Raw genomic sequence first — 21,022 nt, 5'->3', positions numbered from 1 at the left:
GGGCGCTCTCCCGGTGTGACTCTTTCGACCCGTTCCGGTCGCACGCGCGACGAACGGCGCCGAGGTCCGACGGCCGGGCCGCGAACTGTGGCCAACCGACCGGCGCCCGAGGGCGGATACCGGCGTGTCTGGAACCATATCGCCCTGAGAGCCGCCAGAGCGTCTGTTTCGAACGACGGAGTGTGGAAAGGCAGCTGTAAAGTTCCGTATTTATCGGTAACGTTGGCTGAGATTCGTGAACACAGCCACCGATTCCGGCGACTTATTTATACACGGGGCGTATTCTAGGTATGGAAATTCCACTCACGTCACCCGGCCCCGACGCGGCCCACGCGTTCCGCCTGGGCCTCCGTGCGGGCGCAGTCGTCGGTATCGCCGGTATCATGGCACTGTACTACTTCGGCGTCATCGAACTGCTCTTTGCCGGCTACGCGCTACTGGTCCTGTTCCCGGTGTATCTCGTCTTCGTCGCCGTGGTCCTCAGCGTCTGGCTCGGATACGACAAAGACGCGACCGCACTCCGACCGGTCTACAGGCGGAACTGAGCCGTCCCCGCCGTAGACGCCGCTCCCCCGCGTCGTTCGCGCCGGCCGTTCACTCCTCGTCGACCTCGGCGATGGTCGCCCCGACGAGGTTGCGCATCCCACGACGGAGCCGCCCGCTCATCGCCGTCGAGGAGAGGCCCATCACCGAGGCGACCTCGTCGAGTGAGACCTCGCGTGGCTCCCCGAAGTACCCCTCCTCGTAGGCCGTCTGCAGGGCCGCGGTCTGCTCGTCGGTCAGACCGTAGCTTTCCCCGGCCCCCGCGTCGCCTTTCCCGTAGACTTCGATTATCTCGAGGGAGATGTCGTGTTCCGTGGCGAACTCCCAGACGGCGCTGAGGGCCTCCCGGTTCGGGAGGAGCAGGCGGGCGAGCCAGCCGTTGCCCTTCGTCTCCGTGTGGACCAGCAGGCCGTTGACGTCCGTGACGACGGTGCTGATGAGCAGCGTCTCCGGCGTGTGTGCGATGTAGTAGATTCCGGTGTCGTCCGTCCAGTCGACGAGTTCGTACCGCTCGACGGTCGGGTCCTCGTCGAACCGCGCTTCGAGTTCCGCCCGGTCGTCGTAGGTGACGAGAAACGGGAAGTTAGTCGCACCGGGCGCGGTCGTTCCCTGCGTGATGACCTGTATCTCGATGTCGTGCAGCGCCCGCAGGGTCGGGACGAGGGCGAGGCGTTCGTGCTGGATGTGTATTTTCGCTGTGACGGACATGGAAAGGGGCGTGACGACGTGATTGTTCGGCGCCTGTCGTGTGCTTACACATGGTAGACTCCCACCCCACTATAGTGTTTGTCTCTCGCCAACGGCGGGGCGATATCGCCCGCTGGCCGGCGGTCGTGGCCGGGGACTCGCGCCGAACATCGCTCGCCGCCACCACCGTGACGAGTGAACGGCGTGCGTTCGACGCCACCTCCGAGCGCCGTGGTCGGACGGAGCCGGGTTCGTGGCTACTGTCAGCCATACATATATAGTTCACATTTGAGTGTTCGTTGTCGACACTCACCGGAATCGGCCCCGAACGAGTGCGGGCGTCCGTCGACGAGCGGATTCGGACATGGCAGTCGTACGTCCTCGCCCCCGGCACAGCGTCCAGAACGGTCACAGTCGGGTCTGTCTGTCGGTGTCGCAGTCGGCTTCGAACCACGCTGTTGCGGGCGGGTCGGCCGGGGAAGATGGGCGACGGCGGCATCGAACCGTCCGCAAGTAGTCCAGTACTTTATATACCGAGCGTAGTGGTCACTATCTGATGTTTCCCAAAAGCAGGGCCGACCGGATATCCGGGGTACTGTGGCAGACGGTCCCATCCAGTGTGACGGTGACGGCCACTTCGAAATCCTTAGGTTCGCTGCTCACCCGGTAGCGATACGGAACCGCGGGTCGCAACGTATCCATGACAGACAACACACCAACTTCCAACCAGCGGATTCTCCTCGACGTAATCGGAAACATCCCGGCCGACTGGGACCTCGATGTCACGTATCCCACGCTGCCCGACGTCACCCATCGATTCCCCTCGCTGCCGGAGCTAGAGCTCACGACCGTCACCGGCGCGGAGAGCCACGAAGTCGCGGTCAGGGCCGTCATCACGGAGAACCAGGTCTTCCACGGCTACGTGGTCACGACCACGTATCCGGAACCGGGCGTCCTCACGGCGACGTGCCGCGAGCGTCGTCTCACCTCGCTCTCACACCAGGAACTGCGCTCCAAGGGTGTCGGTGTCACGCACCACCCCGACGTGGCACCGGGGAGCGACACGGCCGTCTCCCAATCGCTCTCCCTGTCGGCCGCGGCCAGCCTCGCCGGCTACTTCGTGGACACGCTCTCGATTGAGGACGTGCCCGGCGACGAACACGCTCCGAAGACGGTGTCGTCGGCCGACGACTAGTCGGGACACCAGACGTCGGTTCGGGCCGCCCCGTCCGAGCGGAGACGCGTTCGAGTCGCCGCCTCAACGGAAGCGACGCCACAGCAGGACGCCGACCCCGCTCGCCGCGACGAGGCAGACCAGCAGGACGCCGAGAGCGGACACACCCGCCGCGTCGCCGTCCGTCGCCGCCGTCGTGGCGGTGCCCACCTGACGGCCCGTCTCGGTTGCCGCGGGCGTCGGCGGTTCGGGCGTCGGCGGCGCCACGACGGCGAGCGAGGGGCCACGGACCCCGTCCGCGGCGATAGCGTACTCGCCAGCCGTCGGTCGGAACGTCAGAGACACGTCGGCCGTCTCGCCCGCGTCGAGAGCGAGCGTCTCCGTCGCCACCGTCGTCCCGTTCGCGGTCAGATTCAGGGTCCGTTCGGCGGCGATCGCACCGCGGTTATCGACGGTCGCGGTGACGGTCGCAGTCTCACCCACGAAGAGTTCCGGGTCGGCGACTGTCACGGCCGTCACCGCGGTGAGCGGTTCACCCGTGCCGATGGCGAACGAGGAGAATCCCGGCGAGGTCGCTTCGAACCGCGCCTCGGTGCCGTTCGTGCCGAGATAGTCGGTCGGCAGCGCGGTCCATCCGTCGGACTGTCGGTAGAGCGCGACGGCGCCGGGAGAGACGCCGAACTCGGCGAGGCGGTCCTCCCGGACGGAGAACTCGAACGTGACGTTCTCGATGTCCTCGGGGTCGAGGTCGTGGGTGACGGTCACGTACCCGGCCGACAGGGACCGCGTCTCGGCCTCGAAGGCGGCCGAGACGTTCGAGCGCGATTCGGTCGCCGGAACGTCGACCCCCCGACCGTCCGCGTCGCCCTCGGCTCCGTTCAGGAACGTCTCGACGGCGAGCCGGAAGTCGCGGTCGGTCGCCAGTTCGACCGAGAGCGCGTCGATGCGGACCGTCTCGCCGCCGCCGAGCACCCCGGCGGTGCCGGTGGTCTCGTCAGAGATGCGGACGACGCTGTCGGCGCGAGCGTCGGTCACTTCGACCGTCTCGTCGTCGGTCACGCGGAGTTCGAGCGACGGCCCCGACGACCCGCCGCCCGAACTGGGTCGTTTCGGCGCCGCCACGACCGACAGCGCCGCGCTGTCGGTCACGCCCGCCCGTTCGGCGGTCAGCAGTGCCGCCCCCGCTCCGGTCGCCCACACCGTGGCGTTGTCGGCAGTCGCGACGCCCGTGTCGTTGCTGCTGTACTCGCTCGTCGTCGCCGCGCCGACCGTCGCGTCGTCGACGAGCGTCAGTGTGACCGCCGCGTTCGTCGACTCACCGGCGGTCAGGTTGTCGGTCGCGAGCGTGAACGCGAGCGCGTCGACCGACCACGACAGGCGGGGGTAGCCGTCGACGGCGGTCCACGTCGCCGTGAAATCGAGGGTCGACACGTTGTCGAGCGCCGGTCGCCCCCGCATCTCGGACGCGGGACCGTCGCCGACGGCGCCGAAGCCGACGAGGCCGGTGACGGTCCCGCCGGTGGGACTGACACCGACCGACTGGTTCGTCGCCCCGGCGTCCCAGTAGCTGTCTTCGATGGTGCCGTCCGCAGAACTGTAGCCGACGAGGCCGCCGACGGTGGCCGAAGTCGCGTTGACCTGCCCGGTCGCGTACGATAGCCGTACCGCGCCGCCCTGGTTCCACCCGACGAGTCCCCCGACGTTCGTGCCGTCCGCGGCGCCTGTGGCGTACGTGTTCACGACGGTCCCGCCGCCGTTGTAGCCGACCAGTCCGCCGACGTCTACCCCGTCGACGACCGCGCCGGTGGCGTACGACTGCGTGACGTCGCCGCCGTCGAGGTTCCTGCCGACGAGGCCGCCGACGTTTCCGTCACCGTCGACGGTCCCCGTCGCGGCAACCCGCCGCACCGTCCCGTTGTTCCGGCCGACGGCACCACCGATTTGGGAGACAGTCCCGGTCGCGTTCCCCGCGGCGTAGGACTCGCTGACGGTCGCCCCGCCGTGGCTCCACCCGACCAGTCCGCCGACGTAGTCAGTCCCGTCGACCCGCCCGTCGGCAGACGAGTTGCGCACGTCACCGTAGTTGTGTCCGATGAGGCCACCAACACCGCTGTCGCTGGCATTTACCATGCCGCTCGCGGACGAATTACCCACTGTTCCGCTGCTGTTACCGACCAGCCCGCCGACGCTCCGATTCCCGTCGACCCGCCCGGAGACGGACGAGTTACGCACGTCGCCGCTGTTGTTTCCCACGAGTCCGCCGACGCCGCGGTTCCCGGTGACGGTCACCGATTCGACGCCGACGTCCGAGACGGCCCCGGTCGAGTCGACGGCGCCGAAGAGCCCGGTCCCGTTGTCCCGCGAGCGGTTGACGACCAGGTCCGTGACGACGTGGCCGCCCCCGTCGAACGTCCCGTCGAAGCCGGTCGTCGCGTTCCCGAGCGGCTCGAAGCCCTGTGGCCCGCGCCCCTCGTCGAACCAGTCGGCCGTCACCGAAGCGTCGATGTCGGTGGCCAGTTCGAAGGACTCACCCCTGCCGAGGCGCACGCTGGCGAGCTGGAGTTCGTAGACGGTCGTAATCAGGTACGGCGCGGCCGCCGAGCCGTTACCGGCGACCAGCCCGTCGTAGGCGTCGGCGCTGCCTGCGAAGTCGGAGTCCGAGTCGAGAACCGGGTAGCCGCCGGGCGTCGGCGCGGGCAGCCAGGTCTCTTCGAAGTCGAACTCGAACAGCCCGACCGTCGCGTTCAGTCCGGTCATCCGCTCGGTCGGGAGTCCGTAGCGAGCGGCGCTGCCGTTCGACGCCGACTGGCCGGTCGCCTCGGCGTCCCAGTAGACAGACTCGACAGTGCCGCTGTCGTTTCCGACTGCCCCGCCGACGTCGGTGCCGCTGACACGGCCGGTCGCGTACGACTCGTTCACCGTGGCGTCGTTGCGCCCGACCAGTCCGCCGACAGCGGTGCCACCGGCGACGCTTCCGGTAGCGTACGTCACGTTCACCGTGCTGCCGCCCGTGTTTTCGCCCACGAGGCCGCCAACGGAGTCACCGTTCCCGGTGACCGCGCCGGTCGCATACGACCCCGTCACGACAGCGCCGTCGTTGCTCCGCCCGACGAGCCCGCCGACGTTATCGGTTCCATTGACGCCGCCCGTTGCGTGTGTCTGCTGCAACGTTCCACGGACGTTGGACCCGATGAGCCCGCCGACCCGCTTGTCGCCGTCGACGCTCCCGGTCGCGTACGACCCGTGCAGAGTCCCGGAACTGAATCTGTTTCCGATGAGTCCGCCGATGTTGATACTGCCAGTGACGTTCGCCGCCGCGTACGACTCGTTCACCTCGCCACCGGGCCCGGTGAGTATCTCGTATTGACCGACAAGGCCGCCGACGGAACTCGTGCCGTTGACGGTCCCCGTCACGTACGAGTCTCGAACGGTGCCACCGAGGTTCTCCCCGACGAGTCCGCCGACGCGTACGTCGCCGGAGACGTTCGCGGACTCGACGCCGACCCGTTCGATGGTCGACCCGTCGGTGACGACGCTGAACAGCCCGATATCGCTCGCCGCACGGTCGATGGAGAGGTTCGAAATCACGTGGCCGTCACCGTCGAGCGACCCCGAGAACTCGCTGCCGTAGCCGATGGGCAGGAATCCCGTCCCGCTGTTCCACTCGTCGGCCCCCGAGGCGTCGATATCGACGCCGAGCCGGTAGTCGTCGGACCGCGCCGCGCTGTCTCTATGTATCGCCTGCAGCGCCCGGTCGCTCATGACGATGGTGTCGCCGCCCTCGGTCGCCATATCGGCGAGGATAGTGTCCATCTCCGACCCGGAAGGGGCATCGAAATGAGGCGTCGACACCGTTCGCGGATTTGCCACGAGGTCGGGGTAGTCCCCGGCGACGCTCGTCCACGCGCCGCTGTCAAAGAGGTCACTCATCTGCGTTTCAGACTCGCTGCCCTCCATCTCTGTGGTCGTCAGGCTGGTCACGCCACCGCCGCCACCAGTATCGACGTCGGTCGCCTCGCCACTGCGGTCGCGGTCCCAGTAACTCGTGGTGATACTGGAGTCGTTTTGACCCGCGAACCCGCCGAGACTGAAGAGGGTTCCCGTGGCAGCGACACGGCCGGCCGAATACGATTCGTTCACTGCCGCGCCGACCGCGTTCTCTCCCACAAAGCCGCCGACATCGGCGCCGTAAGCGCCGCTAACGCTGCCGGTCGCGTACGACGTGTTCACTGTGGCACCGAAATCGTTGTGCCCCACGAAGCCACCGGCATCGGTGAACTCACCCCCAGTAACGTCTCCGGTCGCGTAGGACGTGTTTACGATGCCGTCGTTGTACCCCACGAAGCCACCGAACGCTGACGAATCACCCACGACACCGCCGTCGCCAGTGACGCTCCCGACCGCGGACGACGTGGTCACGGTGCCACCGTTGGCCCCGATAAATCCACCAACGGTGGCGGATTCACCGCCCGTTACGTCTCCAGTTGCCGAAGCGTTGCTCACTGTTCCGTCACGGTTATCTCCCACGAAGCCGCCGACATCGTCGGCTCCGTTGACGCTTCCAACCGCCGTCGACGCACTCAGCGTTCCACCCCGGTTGAGTCCCACGAAGCCGCCGACGTTCCGCGTCCCGTCGACGTCACCGGTTGCCGATGAGTTGTGGACATCGCCCCGGCCCGGAAAGACGTCAGTGTTGTCGCCGATGAGCCCGCCGACGCGCTCCGAACCGGTGACGTGCCCGACTGCCGAGGAGTCGTTGACGTCGCCCCGGTTGAGTCCGACGAGCCCGCCGACGACATCGGTGCCGTCGACGCTGCCGGTCGCCGAGGCGTTGCGCACCTCGGCCTCACTCTGTCCGACCAGCCCGCCGACATCATCCGTACCAGTGACGCTACCGGTCGACGAGGAGTCGTTCACCGCCCCGCCACTGACGTATCCGACGAGCCCGCCGACGCGGTACGACCCGTCGACGCTCGCTGTCGACGAGGAGTTACGTACGTCGCCACTACTCGAACCCGCGAGCCCGCCGACGTTCGCCTCAGTAACTTCAGTGCCAGTTCCGGTGACACTTCCCGACACGGACGAGTCGCTCACTGTCCCCTGATTGGTTCCCACGAGCCCGCCGACGCTCTCTGAGCCGGTGATGTCGACCGATTCAAGATGGAGCCGTTCGAGACTGACGTTGTCGCGAGCGCGGTCGGAAAAAAACCCGACGAGTCCGACGTACCGTTCGTCGGGGCGGTCGATAGAGAGGTTCGAAATCACGAAGCCGTTGCCGTCGATGGTCCCGCTGAATGAGGAGCCGCCACTGAGCGGCTCGAATCCCGCACCGTCGTTCCACGTTGCGGTCTCGCTCGCGTCGATGTCGTTCTGGAGTTCGTAGTAGTCGCCGTCGGAGGAACCTACGCCCGGCGTCTGTCCGATACACTGCAACTGGTCGAGCGTCTCGACCCGGAACGGGTCCGCCGCCGTCCCGCTTCCCTCGAAGGAGACGGTACTGCAGTCGGGTGCCGCGGCCTGAGCCGACCCCACGACCCCGCTCCCGGCCAGCAGCGAGAGCCCGACGACGAGACCCACGAGAACCACTGGGAGACGGGCCAGCGGCCGCCGGGTCGTGACAGCGCTATCGCCGCCGGTCACGGCGACCACCCCCGACTCGGCGCGGTCGGGTGGCCGACGGCGGTGTGTGTCTCACGTCCGCACGCGCAGTCGGTCGCGATTCGACAGGTGTGGCTACATGGACTGGCATCATAGTGGTAAAAAGATGGTATGAATACGGACAGGGCAGACGCGTGGATAAGCGACCGCGCTTCATCTGAAGCCCCGGCGCCCGCGCCGGGCCCCGGGAAGCGGTCCCAGCGTCGTCACCGGGCCGCCGCTCGCGCCGTCGCCAGGCCCGACTGCACGGGCTTCGTGCCGCCGATACCTTCACCTGTGGGTAACGTATTTATCGGCGGCTGCTGTACGCTCTCCGATGGGACCGTGTCGTTGCACTCCCGGACTGTCGGCAGCTGGCGTGACACCAGTCGCAGGCGAACCACCGCTCACTGCTCCGGTGGGCGCCCCAGCGGGAGTCCGCGCGTGACCGGACACCGCGCTCGGACCCCGCGCCACGCCCGCGTCCTCCCGACTCGTCGCTACGGGAGTCCGCTCGCGTGACGACGGCCGAAGAACCGGTCGCCGTCCTGGTGGTCGACGACGACGAGCAGTGGGCCGACTACCTCGCCAGCGAACTCGAAGACGCGGCCCCCGAGTTCTCGGTGACGGTCGCCCTGAGCGTCAACGAGGCGGTCGTCGCGCTCGCCGACGGCGCCTTCGACTGTGTCGTCGCCGATTTCCGCATGCCGGAAATCGACGGCATCCAGCTGCTCGAACGCCTGCAGACCTCCCGGCCGCACCTGCCGTTCATCCTCGTCACCGGCGACGGCAGCGAGGACGTCGCGGCCCGGGCCATCAACGCGGGCGTCACCGACTACATCCGGAAAGACCCCCGAGTCGACCAGGCGCCGGTATTCGTCACCCGCATCCGGCAGGCCGTCGAACACGCTCGGCTGCGGACGGCGATACGCGAGAGCGAACACCGATACCGCACCGTCACCGAGCAGGCCCGCGACGCCATCGTCGTGCTTCGGGACGACGATGTCGTCTTCTCGAACGACCGGTTCCGGGAGCTGTGTGGCGGCGCCGACAGCCCGGCCGCGCTGTTCGCGCACGTCCACAGGGACGACCACGACCGGGTCCGGGATGTCGTCGACGAGACGCTTACCGACGGGGACCCCGGACTGCGCGAGGTTCGGCTCGTCAGACCGACCGGCGAGGTGCGCCACTGCGAGCTCCTGGGGGGCGCGATTACCTACGAGAACGACGCCGCGACGCTGCTCTCGCTTCGTGACGTCACCCGCCGTCGGTCGCGCGAGCGGACGCGCAAGCGAGTGCGGGAGTTCAACCAGGCGGTACAGCAGCGCCTCGTCGGCGTCCAGCGCCGGGCACGACTCGAAGTCGAAATCGCGGCGCTGCTCGGGTCGCACGGCTACGACCTCGTCTGGCTCGGCAGCGTCGACGACGGCGGCGTCCGGACGCGGGCGACGGCGGGCAACGGCGAGTACGTCGCCCGGCTGGAAGCCGACGCTCCCCGCGAGGACCACGGCGGTGACCCGATACTGTGGAGCGCGCGAACCGGCGTGGCGCAGTTCGTCCCGGACTTCGAGGCGCTCATGCCGACCAGCCGTCGAAACGACGCCCTCGACAGCGGGCTGCGGACCGGATACGCGCTCCCCCTTCGCCACGAAGATGTCGCCTACGGTCACCTCGCCGTCTACGACTCGGAGCCCGCCCGGCTGGACGACGCCGAGCGCTCGCTCCTGACAGAGGCCGCAGCGACCGTGAGCTTCGCCCTCCACCACGTCGAGACCCAGCAGACCCTGACCAGCGCGGGGCGGGCCGTCGTCGAGGTGGATATCGAGTCCGACGACTACTACCTGCCGGCCGTCCTCGCCGAACGGGTCCACCAGCCGGCCCCCGACGTGACCGTCGAGGGCACACACGTCGCCGAAGAAACGACGGACGACGGCCAGCACGTCGCCGAAGAAACGACGGACGACGGTGTACACGCCGCCGAAGAAACGACGGACGACGGTGTACACGCCGCCGAAGAAACGACGGACGACGGTGTACACGCCGCCGACGGGACCACCCACGTCCAGTACCTGTCGTGTTCGACCGACGACCCCGACGGCCTCGCCGACGCGCTCGGTGCCCACCCGTCGGTCCGGGCCGGACAGGTTGTCGACCGGGGCGACCCGGTCGGTTATCGGGTCACCGTCGCGGGCGAGACGCCCGAGTCCCACCTCGGCGCCGTCGGCGCGCTCGTTCGGTCGACGACCGTCGGCCCCGGTCGAGCGACCGTCACATTCGAGCTCTCCAGTCGGACCGCCCTGCAACCCGCGATAGACCGATTGAACGAGCAGTACGGTCCCGTCACCGTCCGGTCGGTCGTCGAACGGCCCACGAATCCGACACCCGAGCGGTACGTGCGGGTCGACCTCGACTCGCTGACCGAGAAGCAGTCGGCCGCGCTCGAAGCGGCCTACCACCAGGGCTACTTCGACCGGCCGCGACGGCGTTCGGCGGTCGACGTCGCCGAGACGCTCGGTATCACACACACGACGTACCTCCAGCACCTCCGCGTGGCCCAGGAGAAGCTGTTCGGACAACTGTACGGCGGGCCGAACGAGGCCGACGGCTCGTAGCGCCGCTCACTCGACGGCTATCTCGAACCGCGCTCCGCCGTCCTCGGCGTCGGTAACCGCCAGCGTCCAGCCCTGCGCCTCGACGAACTCGCTGACGATGGTGAGGCCCACACCGGTTCCCGCCCCGGCCGTCGAGTAGCCGTACTCCAGAACGGCGTCGGCGCGTTCGGACGGAATCCCGGTCCCGTCGTCGGCGACGTAAAAGCCCCTGCGGTCCGCGAGCGGGCCGACCGTGACGGTCACTGGGCCTGGGTTGTGGACGACGGCGTTGCGAAACAGGTTCTCGAAGACGTGGTCGAGCAGGCCGAAGTCGGCCTCGTACTCCGTCTCCCGGTCGAGCAGGACGCGGAGGTCGCTGTCGCCCGTCTCGGTCGTGTCCCAGGCGGCTTCGGCGCGGGACGCGACCGGCACTGGGGCCGTTTCGACGGCGCGGCGCCGCCTCGCCGTGAGCGTCCGAAGCTCGTCTATCATCCTCGCCATCCGGTCGAGCGGTTCGACCATCGCGTCGAGGTCCTCGTCGTCGGACGCTTGCCGGACCCGCCTGAGTCGCCCGCGGGCGACGCCGAGCGGGTTCTGCAGGTCGTGAGAGACGGTGTTCGCGAACTCCTTGAGCCGCTCGTTCGCGCGTTCGAGTTCCTTTCGCTGCCGTTTCCGGACGGAGATGTCCCGCGTGTTGATGACGTAGTAGCCGTTCGACGTCGGGTTCGACGAGGTGACGGACTCGACCCAGGCGTAGGACCCGTCCCCAGTCAGATGGCGGTACTCGATGGCCTCGACGACGAACTCGTCGCTCGCGACGACGTTCTCGAAGGCAGCGTACACCGCCTCGCGGTCGTCCGGGTGGAAGCAGTCGGTACACGGGACACCGACCAGTTCGTCCTGGTCGAACCCGAGGAGCCGCTCGATAGAGGGGCTCTGATAGCGGATGACGCCGCGCTCGTCGAGCAGCGAGAGGAGGTTCGTCGAGTGAAGCGGGATGTCTTCGAGCGAGATTGTCCCGTCGGACTCCTCGGCTGAGTGTGGTTTCTCCCCCCGGCTATCACGCATACGGCCCCTACGGCCCGACGCGCTATTATCTCTTTAGGAGCCGGCCGCTCACGTGGTCCAGACCGACGGCAGAGAGGAACCGATAAGCGTCTGTGTAGTCGACTGTGCAACCGCTCCCGAACGGGGACATCGTCGCGACACAATGAGTGATACACCACCACACGAATCGGAGACCGAAGCGGAACCGACTGTCGAGTTTTCCCTCGCTGGCCTCCGCAACGGCTTCACCGAGGGGACCCCCATCGCGCTGGGCGTCGCCGGCTACGGGGTCGTGTTCGGGGTCCTCGCGCGCCAGGCTGGACTGAGCGTCGCCGAGGCGGCGCTGATGAGCGCGACGGTGCTGGCCGGCGCGGCGCAGGTCATCACCATCGAACTGTGGGACGCGCCGATTCCCGTCCTCGCGGTCATCGGGACGACGTTCGTCGTCAATCTCCGCTACGTGCTGATGGGCGCGGCGCTTCGCCCCTGGTTCAGTCAGCTCGCCCCGCTGAAGGCGTACGGGAGCATCTTCTTCACCGCGGACGAGAACTGGGCGCTGACCATGGGGGAGTTACGGGCCGGGAGCCGACAGGGCGCGTATCTCCTCGGGAGCGGGCTCGCTATCTGGGTGTTCTGGGTGCTCTCGACGGTGCTTGGCGCCGTCGCCGGGAGCGTCGTCGGTGACCCCTCGACGTACGGGCTCGATTTCGTCCTCACGGCGGTGTTCGTCGCGATCGCCGTCGGCCTCTGGGACGGCCAGTCGGACCGCTGGCCGTGGCTAACCGCCGCCGCCGTCGCCGTGTTCGGTGCCCAGTACCTCCCCGGTCGCTGGTACATCCTGCTCGGCGGCCTCGCCGGCTGTCTCGTGGAGGTGGCCCGCTTCGATGGGTAGCCTCGCTCCGTCCGTCGTCGCGGTCATCGCCGGGATGAGCCTCGTGACGTACGCCACGAAGGCGGGCGGCTTCTGGGTCCTCAACCGAATCACGATATCCGAGCGGGTCGAGGCCGGACTCGAAGTGCTGCCCGGGGCGATTATCGTCGCCATTCTGGCGCCCGAACTGGTGGCCGCGGGGCCGGCGGAGTGGGCCGCGTCGGCCGTCGTCCTCGTCGTCATGGTGCGGACCGAGAACGTCCTGCTCGCGCTGCTGGGTGGTCTCGCGGCTGTCCTCGCGTTCAGGACGGTCGTGTAGCCGTCTCGGAGCCGCGAGCCCGGTCTCTACGACAGAGACTCGATTGCCGCCGCGGCGGCACCGTAGAGTTCGAGGTCCACGCCGAAGGAGGTCAGTTCGATATCCGGCGTCGAGGTCATACAGTAACTGTCGAGGTCGACCGGTTCGAGCGTGTGCGGGTCGTCGTCGTAGTCGACGAGCGTCGGATGGTTGAGTGCCACGCCGCCACCGACCTTGAACACGTCAGTCGAAAACAGGTCCGAGATACTCCCGATTCCGGCGGCGTTGATGCGCTTGAACCGGGTGTAGTAGTCACGGGCGACGTGGTCACCCTCGTACACCGCCTCGAAGAACGCCTTCGCGTCCTCGGTGCCGGTGAGCATCGTCTCCCGGTCGTCGTCGGCGAGCCACTCCCGGACGCGCTTGGGGAACTGCGCGCCGGCCGCGTACCCCTCCCACGGGTCGTTGACGCCGGAGTGCTGGATTTCGCCGTCCCAGTTCACGTTCACGAAGCCGGCTTCGGCACCGGGGATGAGCTCCCCGTTCCGGAGGATGCCGGCGCCGATACCGGTACTGATGGTCAGGTACGCGAGGTTGACGTCCGGAGCCACGTCGCCGTAGGTCTTCAGCCCGAGCGCGCTCGCGTCGGCGTCGTTCTCGACGGCGAGTGGCACGGAGAACGTCTCCGCGAGCGGCGTCAGGTCCCACCCGGACCAGTTCGCGACGTTCAACAGTTCGTTGGTCTCGCGGTCGACGACGGCGGCGGCGGCGACGCCGATAGCGTCGATATCGTCGTACACCCCGTCGAGCCGGTCGACGAGCGCGTCCGCGGAGTCGATGGTCTCCGTGGTATAGGTCCACGGCTCCCCCTGAAGGCCGGACTCGTTCGCTCTGACACCTCTAATCGTCGAGCCGCCGATATCGATCGCGAGGACAGACGCCATGCATGCGATTGAATGGCACTGGTGATAAATATCAGCGTACCTGTACAGCCACTGAGCAACTCACCGGGGCGAACTGGGAGGGAACGCCACACCGCGTCGGGCGGAACCCGCGCGCTGTTCTGTGAGCTATCGCAGACGGTTCGGACGTGTAGCGGTAGGTCCCGAATCGGGAGCTATCGACGCGTGGTCGGGTGCGACATACGGGCTCCTCGTCCCGCTCCGTTTGCCAGTTCGTGATGGGCGAACCGGTTCCGCAAACAGATGATATAACTTTGATATATTTATACAACCATACTAAAGATAGAACGTTTTTCGGCCGAGAACGACATCGCCCGACGGCGGATATCGAGAGCGATGCGCTCGGCGAGCGAGATTCGAGTGGAGACAGGACGGAGGCATCGGGAAGAGACAGCACAATCGACCGCGCGGCCAGTAAGAGCCACAGACCGCACTATCCCCGCGTATCAGACGGCGTGTGACTCGACCGACGCGGGGCTGGCGACACCCCGAAGCCCGGAGCGTACCAACCGGTCCCGAACGAGCGTTCTGTAGAGCCGAGAGACGCCCGTTCCCTTGCTGCGAAGGGACTGCGGACGGGGAGAGAGCGCAGAGCGTCGCCACAGGTTGCCTCCGACTCGACCGTCGATACCCGCTCGCCGGAAGCCTTCCGAAAAGCCCGTTCGGCATTTCTATAAGGAAAGCATAATATATGCGGAGTTGGTAGTTCTGACGAGTGTAGCCAGATGTAGGAGCCCGGCGCTGACACATTCACGTCTCACACGAGGGACACTCGACGGCGCCAGTGCTCCGGTGGCGTTCCGCCGCTGGTCGGACAGTTCGGTGGCCCGGAAGTCGTGTTCGCGGCGAGCGACCACGGACGACTCTGGGACAGACATAGTGCTGTCCCACACTGTACGAGGGCGGCCGGCGGTGCTGTGAGACACATATAGTGCTGTCCCAAAGAGGAGGGAGAACGAGCACGTGACGCGTTCCGGCGCGAGAGAGAACGGCGACAACGGTCTCGGAGAGGACTCGGACTGTTCGTGATATGAGAACGGCTCACTGCGAGAGGAGTTCGGTCTCGATGGATTTCGCGGCGCTGGTGACCAGCCCGGTCACGTCCTCTTCGAGGCGTTTCCCGGACATATGCTGGACGTTGCCGGTGACGCTGACGGCGGCGATGGGCATACCGTCTTGATTGACGACGGGCGAGGCGACGCACTGATGTCCCGCGAGGAACTCCTCGCGGTCGAACGCGATGTGTTGGTCACGGATGGAGCGCAGGTTCCGCTCTAGCTCCTGGCGGTCGGTAATCGTCTTCTCCGTGTGCGCGGAGAGACCGACGCTATCGAGTATCTCGGTGCGCTTCTCCTTCGGGAAGAACGCGAGAATCGCCTTCCCGCCGGCGGTCGCGTGCAGGGGCGCGACATCCCCCTCGGTGAACGAGTCGCCGAGGTCGGCGCCCTCGGGTTCGACCCGGAGTACGTAGACCCCGCGGCCGTTCTCGTAGGCCATGAGGTTCGTCACGTGGCCGGTCGTCTCCGCGAGGTCGTTGACGACGTTCCTGGCCGGTTCCAGCGGCAGTCGCTCACGGGCGCGGTTCCCGAGGTTGAGAAACCGGTTGCTCAGGTAGTAGGCGTCGTCCTCACGGACGAGATAGCCGATGTCGAGCAGTGTCTGGACGTGCTTGTGGACGGTGGACTTCGAGAGGTCGACCGTCCGGGCGAGTTCGCTCACCCCAGCGCCGCGGTTGTCCCGCACCGCCTCGATGATACGAAAGCTCGTCTGGGTCGTCTTGACCCGTGGGCCATCGTTCATGAATCATAATCAAAGTCTGGACATAAAAGTCGTTCGCATATCGTGAACGTCGGCGGTCGACGCCGGTGGCCGGCGGTGACACAACCATTAAATCGGCCGTTCACAAACGGTGGACTGTGAAAACGACAACGTCACTGGCACGTCACAGGTCCGGCCGGCGTCGGTCCGTCGACGGCGGTGGCGTCACGCGGGGGGCCGCCCGCACCGACCACTATGAGTTCGAACACTACCCACTCCGGCAGCGCCACGAGGAACCGAATCGTCGACTACGAACTGTTCGAGGTGCCGCCCCGATGGCTCCTCCTCCGAATCGAGACGGCTGACGGCACCGTCGGCTGGGGCGAGCCCATCGTCGAAGGCCGTGCACACACCGTGCGCGCCGCCGTGGAGGAACTGCTCGAGAACTACCTGCTCGGGGAGAGCCCGGAGGACATCGAGGACCACTGGCAGACGATGTACCGCGGCGGCTTCTACCGCGGCGGCCCCGTGTTGATGTCGGCCATCGCCGGCATCGACCAGGCGCTCTGGGACATCAAGGGCAAGCAACTGGGCGCGCCGGTCCACCAGCTGCTGGGCGGGGCCGCACGCAACCGCATCCGCGTCTACCAGTGGATCGGCGGCGACCGACCCTCGGAGGTGGCCGAGCAGGCCAAACAGAAGGTCGACGCCGGGTTCTCGGCACTGAAGATGAACGCCACCGCCGAGATAGAGCGCGTCGACAACCCGGCGGCGGTCGAGGCGGCCGAGAACCGCCTGCGCGAGGTGCGCGAGGCCGTCGGTGGCGAGGTCGATATCGGCGTGGACTTCCACGGCAGGGTCACGAAACCGATGGCGAAACGGCTGGCGAAGGCTCTAGAGCCCCACGAACCGATGTTCATCGAGGAACCGGTCCTCCCCGAGCACAACGAGGCGCTGCCGGACATCGCCGCTCACACCAGCATCCCGATAGCGACGGGCGAGCGGATGTTCTCCCGCTGGGACTACAAGGACGTCTTCGCAGACGGCGCCGTCGACATCATCCAGCCGGACCTCTCACACGCCGGCGGCATCACCGAGGTGAAGAAGATAGCGGCGATGGCCGAAGCCTACGACGTGGCGCTCGCGCCGCACTGTCCGCTCGGCCCGGTGGCGCTGGCCTCCTGCGTGCAGGTCGACGCCTGTTCGCCGAACGCGCTCATCCAGGAGCAGAGCCTGAACATCCACTACAACGAGACGACGGACGTGCTCGACTACCTCGCCGACCCGCTGGTCTTCGACTACGACGACGGCTACGTCCAGATTCCGGACGGGCCGGGACTGGGCATCGAGATCAACGAGTCGTACGTCCGCGAGCAATCGAAGAAGACCGTCGACTGGCACAACCCGGTCTGGCGCCACAAGGACGGCAGCGTCGCCGAGTGGTGAGCGGGTCCGTCTAGTCCCGATACATCGGAACCGGCAGTTCGACCGGGTCGCCGTCGCCGAACGGGTCGACGGCCGTCGTGGGCCACTCGCCGGTCAGCGTCAGCGACTCGACGCCGTCGTCGGTGACCAGCGCCGTGTCCTCGACCTTGGTCCCCTGAATCGTCGGATTCCACGCGTAGGCCGACCCGGGCGTCACGCGCTCCGCGCTGTCGGGCCTGGCGAACCACTCGCGGCCGCCGTACCCCGTCATCCCGCCCTGGTGGTGTTCGTGCCACTCGTCGGGGTAGCCGGCGGCGGCGTACGCCTCCTGAATCTCGGCGAAGACGTCGCCCGCGGTCCCGCCGTCGCGGCCGACGCGCTGGGTCGCCCGGAGCGCCGTCGCCGCGACGCGCTGAGTCGACGCGAAGCGCTCGGGCAGCCACGACGGCGTCTCGAAGGCCACCGTTCGGGTCAGGCAGGCGTGCAGGCCGGCGCGTCGTCCGACGACCGTCAGCGTGGCGTACTCGTCCAGCGTCGCGTCGCCGGGCGTGAAGTGGCGGTACCGCTGGCTCCGGTCCGCGCCGCCGACCAGGACCACCAGGGGGTCTATCTTCCGCTGGCGCAGGCCGTGCGCGAGGTCGGCGGCCGCCCCGCGTTCGGTCATCACCGGCGTCACGTCGCGGGCGACGCGCTCGACCACCTCGGCCGCGTCGGTGGACAGGTCGCGGTAGCGGTCGCGCTCCGGGTCGGTGAGCGGAAACGTCCGGGTCGGGGTCCGTATCGTCTCCGCGTCGGGGAGGTCGAAATCCGCGACGGCGTGCCCGGTTATCAGTTCGGCTACGGCCGATTCCAGCGGCTCCTCGTACCAGTCGAACTCGTAGACGGCCGCGTCCACGGACAGTTCTTCCTCGCGGAGTCGCTCGGCTTCGATGTGGTCGGCGACGAGGACGATGTTCTCGCCGTCGTATCCGACCGCGGCGACCCCAGTATCGCCCGCCAGCGAGACGACGTTGGTCCCGCCGCCGGTCAGCCACGCGAACGCCGGCGGCGTGGCGAACCACGCGCTGTCGGCGTCGTACTCTGCAAGTACCGCATCTAGTTGTGTGTACTTTCTCGTCGTGAGCATTGTCGGTCCACGGGCTCTGGCCCGTCTGTACTCATACACTCTCTAACGCGCGGTTAAACGTTCCCCCGGGCCGGCGTTTCCAATACGAGAACGGTTTGGGCCGCGGCCGACACCGCCGGACTCCGGGTCGCGCCCGCACCGTGCCATGCAGTCACATGACCGTTGTTCTCAGATGGGACGAGTGTGGATGGGAGTAACTGCCGTGGGATTCGTTCGCATATCGGAAACGCCCCCGGCCAGCCGGCTGGTCGCTCGTCACACTGACCGTACTCGAGAGATGTCGGATGACGCTATCGGTGAGAAGTCGGCTACGACGTCTGTTCGGCTGCCTTGCCCGTCGCGCGTTCCGCCTGTGCGAACACGTTCTGTTCCGTCTCCGTGTCGAACAGGTGGATGTCGTCCTCGTCGAACTGGACCGAGACGGCGTCGCCGACCTCCGGCTTCGTGTCGGCCGAGACGCGGATAGTCAGCTCCTGGCCGGCGACGTCCGCGTAGATGTAGTTGTCGCTGCCGACCGGTTCGACGACGTCGACGGTCGCCTGAATCGTCTGGCCGCTCGGCGAGTCCACGATGTCGAGGTCCTCCGGCCGGATACCGAGTGTAAGCTCGGCCGTCGTCGTCGACTCCCGGACGGTCTCGGCGGTCGCGTTCGAGAGCTGATACTCGAAGCCCTCGCCCGCGAGCAAGCTACCGTTCAGTCGGACGTCGAAGAAGTTCATCGCCGGACTGCCGATGAAGTCCGCGACGAACAGGTTAGCGGGGTGATTGTAGATTTCGTCGGGCGTCCCGACCTGCTGGAGCACGCCCTCGGCGAGGATGACGATGCGGTCGGACATCGTCATCGCCTCCTCCTGGTCGTGGGTGACGTAGACGGTCGTGGTCCCGAGTTCGTCGTGGATTCGCTGCAGTTCGGTCCGCATGTGCATCTTCAGTTTCGCGTCGAGGTTCGACAGCGGCTCGTCCATCAGGAACACCTCCGGTTCCCGGACGATGGCACGACCCGTGGCGACGCGTTGCTGTTGTCCGCCGGAGAGCCCCGCCGGCTTCTTGTCCAGGTGGTCCTCGATACCCAGCATCTCGGCGGCGTCTTCGACCCGCTCGTCGATGGTGCTCTTTGGCAGGTCCGAGGTCAACTTGAGCCCGTACGAGAGGTTGTCCCGGACGGACATGTGCGGGTAGAGGGCGTAGTTCTGAAACACCATAGCGATACCGCGGTTGCGCGGGTGGATGTCGTTGATGACCCGGTCACCGATGCTGATTTCGCCACTGGTGATATCCTCGAGGCCGGCTATCATCCGGAGCACGGTGGACTTGCCGGACCCCGACGGGCCGAGCAAGGAGACGAACTCGCCGTCCTCGATATCGAGGTCCACTCGTTCGACGGCACGGACCGTTCCGTACATCTTCTCGACGTCGCTGAAGCTTACTCTGCTCATGTGAGGGTGTGCTAACAATTTACCAAGCACCACTTATACTTTCCCATTGTTCGTGATAGTTTCGGACGCGTTCGTGGCCAACGCCAACCCCGACCACAAGCGGCGGCGATAGCCCACGTCCGCCGGGATAACTACAACAAAAACAATTAAGTATATGCTGGTCACTGGTTATGGTGATGTCCCACAAGTGGCAAGCAGCGACTTCGCCGAGTAGACGCCAGTTTATGAAAGTAGCAGGAGCGGCCGGTATCGCCGGCCTCGCGGGCTGTTCCGGTGGGAGTGGCGGGAGCTCCGACGGGACGGTCACGTTCTGGACCCTGTTCTCCGGCGGGGACGGCGAGGCGATGAAGGCCCTCGTCGACAAGTTCAACGAGGAACACGACGACGTGCAGATAGAACGGGAGCGACAGCCGTTCGACCAGTACTACGACAAGCTGTTCACGTCGATGACCGGCGGCGACGCCCCCGACCTCGCGGTGTTTCACACCACCGAGATTCAGCGCTTTACCGACGCACTCACGCCGCTCGGTGGCATGCTCAGTGACGGAAGCGCCGACGCGTACGTCGACTCCATCCTGCAGGAGACGAAGTTCGACGGCGACCGGCTCGCACTCCCGCTGGACACGCACCCCAACGGGCTGTACTACAACAAGGACATCTTCAGGGATGCGGGCCTCGACCCCGAGAGTCCACCGACCACCTTCGAGGAACTGAAGACGGTCGCCGACACCATCACTGCCGAGACCGACAAACAGGCGTTCAGCCCCGACCCGTACAACCGGTTTTTCGTCCGGCAGTTCATCGCGTGGCAGAACGGCCGAGGCGGCGATTTCCTCAACGAGGACAACACTGAGGCCAAATTCGGCGGGTCGGACGGCGTCGCCCTCGCCGAGTTCTACCACGACATCACGAACGAGTGGAACTGGGACCAGGCCGACTCGACCGCCGACCGCGGGACGAAGGCGTTCCGCTCCGGCGACCTCGCGATGACGGTCAACGGAACGTGGTTCTTCGGCGTCCTCCAGGAGCAAGACTACGACTGGGGGATGACAAAGCCGTTCGTCGCGCCCGGGCAGTCCCAGTCGATGACGTGGGCGAACAGCCACACCCTCGGTGTCCCGAACAGCAGTTCGAACCAGCAGGCGGCGGTCAAAGCCGCCGAGTGGCTCACCCAGAACAGCACTATCTGGGGGACCGACGCGGGCCACCTGCCGGCCGCACAGGGGATTCTCGAGGGCGACGAACTCCAGAGCGCGACCGTCTGGGACAAGACGCTCTCGACGTTCTCGGAGATGGCCCAGGACGGACAGCTGGCGTACATGCCAAGCACCGAGAACAACGAGGCGTACAAGCGTCCGGTGAACCAGGCGATTTCACAGATTTACTCGGGACAGCTCGACCCCGAGGAAGGAATCAAACAGGCCGCCAGCGACGTCACGAAGAACCTCCAGGGATGACGACCGACAG

Annotated in this window: 14 protein-coding genes; 7 read left to right on the top strand and 7 right to left on the bottom strand. The window is 66.8% G+C overall.

The window, feature by feature from the left end; translation table 11 throughout:
* Positions 1-290: 290 nt before the first annotated feature.
* Positions 291-545 (top strand): hypothetical protein, encoded by a 255-nt coding sequence (locus NDI86_RS01105; RefSeq protein WP_310898544.1) that lies wholly within the window; start codon positions 291-293, stop codon positions 543-545.
* Between the two features lie 49 nt (positions 546-594).
* Here the strand turns inward: NDI86_RS01105 and NDI86_RS01100 are convergent, their stop codons facing one another.
* On the bottom strand, positions 595-1,251 hold the full coding sequence (locus NDI86_RS01100; protein ID WP_310898543.1) for a helix-turn-helix domain-containing protein: 657 nt from the start codon (positions 1,249-1,251) through the stop codon (positions 595-597).
* A 679-nt stretch (positions 1,252-1,930) separates the two neighbouring features.
* Here NDI86_RS01100 and NDI86_RS01095 point away from each other — a divergent pair.
* Positions 1,931-2,425, top strand: a complete 495-nt coding sequence (locus NDI86_RS01095; RefSeq protein ID WP_310898542.1) for a hypothetical protein — start codon at positions 1,931-1,933, stop codon at positions 2,423-2,425.
* A gap of 63 nt (positions 2,426-2,488) precedes the next feature.
* Here NDI86_RS01095 and NDI86_RS01090 read toward each other — a convergent pair whose 3' ends face one another.
* Positions 2,489-7,990 carry a beta strand repeat-containing protein gene (locus NDI86_RS01090; RefSeq protein ID WP_310898541.1) on the bottom strand — a complete coding sequence of 1,834 codons (5,502 nt, stop codon included), beginning with the start codon at positions 7,988-7,990 and terminating at the stop codon, positions 2,489-2,491.
* A 569-nt stretch (positions 7,991-8,559) separates the two neighbouring features.
* Here NDI86_RS01090 and NDI86_RS01085 point away from each other — a divergent pair.
* Positions 8,560-10,653 carry a response regulator gene (locus NDI86_RS01085; RefSeq protein ID WP_310898540.1) on the top strand — a complete coding sequence of 698 codons (2,094 nt, stop codon included), beginning with the start codon at positions 8,560-8,562 and terminating at the stop codon, positions 10,651-10,653.
* Between the two features lie 6 nt (positions 10,654-10,659).
* Here the strand turns inward: NDI86_RS01085 and NDI86_RS01080 are convergent, their stop codons facing one another.
* Positions 10,660-11,700, bottom strand: a complete 1,041-nt coding sequence (locus NDI86_RS01080; protein ID WP_310898539.1) for a sensor histidine kinase — start codon at positions 11,698-11,700, stop codon at positions 10,660-10,662.
* Positions 11,701-11,842: 142 nt separating this feature from the next.
* Between NDI86_RS01080 and NDI86_RS01075 the strand changes: the two genes are divergently transcribed.
* Positions 11,843-12,571, top strand: coding sequence for an AzlC family ABC transporter permease (locus tag NDI86_RS01075; RefSeq protein ID WP_310898538.1), 729 nt, complete (start codon positions 11,843-11,845; stop codon positions 12,569-12,571).
* Positions 12,564-12,869 (top strand): AzlD family protein, encoded by a 306-nt coding sequence (locus NDI86_RS01070; RefSeq protein ID WP_310898537.1) that lies wholly within the window; start codon positions 12,564-12,566, stop codon positions 12,867-12,869. Before NDI86_RS01075 ends, NDI86_RS01070 begins: the two co-directional genes overlap by 8 nt.
* 26 nt (positions 12,870-12,895) lie before the next feature.
* Here NDI86_RS01070 and NDI86_RS01065 read toward each other — a convergent pair whose 3' ends face one another.
* Both NDI86_RS01065 and NDI86_RS01060 read right to left on the bottom strand, forming a co-directional pair.
* Positions 12,896-13,792, bottom strand: a complete 897-nt coding sequence (locus NDI86_RS01065; protein ID WP_310898536.1) for an ROK family protein — start codon at positions 13,790-13,792, stop codon at positions 12,896-12,898.
* A 1,059-nt stretch (positions 13,793-14,851) separates the two neighbouring features.
* Entirely contained in the window at positions 14,852-15,610 is a 759-nt protein-coding gene (locus tag NDI86_RS01060; RefSeq protein WP_310898535.1) for an IclR family transcriptional regulator, read from the bottom strand.
* 213 nt (positions 15,611-15,823) lie between these two features.
* Here NDI86_RS01060 and dgoD point away from each other — a divergent pair, with 213 nt between their 5' ends.
* Positions 15,824-17,014 (top strand): galactonate dehydratase, encoded by a 1,191-nt coding sequence (gene dgoD, locus NDI86_RS01055; protein WP_310898534.1) that lies wholly within the window; start codon positions 15,824-15,826, stop codon positions 17,012-17,014.
* Positions 17,015-17,024: 10 nt separating this feature from the next.
* Here the strand turns inward: dgoD and NDI86_RS01050 are convergent, their stop codons facing one another.
* Entirely contained in the window at positions 17,025-18,119 is a 1,095-nt protein-coding gene (locus NDI86_RS01050) for a M24 family metallopeptidase (protein WP_310898533.1), read from the bottom strand.
* A 308-nt stretch (positions 18,120-18,427) separates the two neighbouring features.
* Positions 18,428-19,555 (bottom strand): ABC transporter ATP-binding protein, encoded by a 1,128-nt coding sequence (locus NDI86_RS01045; protein WP_310898532.1) that lies wholly within the window; start codon positions 19,553-19,555, stop codon positions 18,428-18,430.
* Between the two features lie 170 nt (positions 19,556-19,725).
* On the opposite strand from NDI86_RS01045, the gene NDI86_RS01040 reads away from it, so the two are divergent.
* A complete protein-coding gene (locus NDI86_RS01040; RefSeq protein ID WP_417936233.1) occupies positions 19,726-21,012 on the top strand; it encodes an ABC transporter substrate-binding protein in 1,287 nt (428 codons plus the stop codon).
* The last annotated feature ends 10 nt before the right edge of the window (positions 21,013-21,022 follow it).

Source organism: Haloarcula onubensis (assembly GCF_031624605.1).
Taxonomy (GTDB): domain Archaea; phylum Halobacteriota; class Halobacteria; order Halobacteriales; family Haloarculaceae; genus Haloarcula; species Haloarcula onubensis.
Note: the sequence above shows the minus strand (reverse complement) of the source record. Positions and strands in the feature narration are given on the sequence as shown.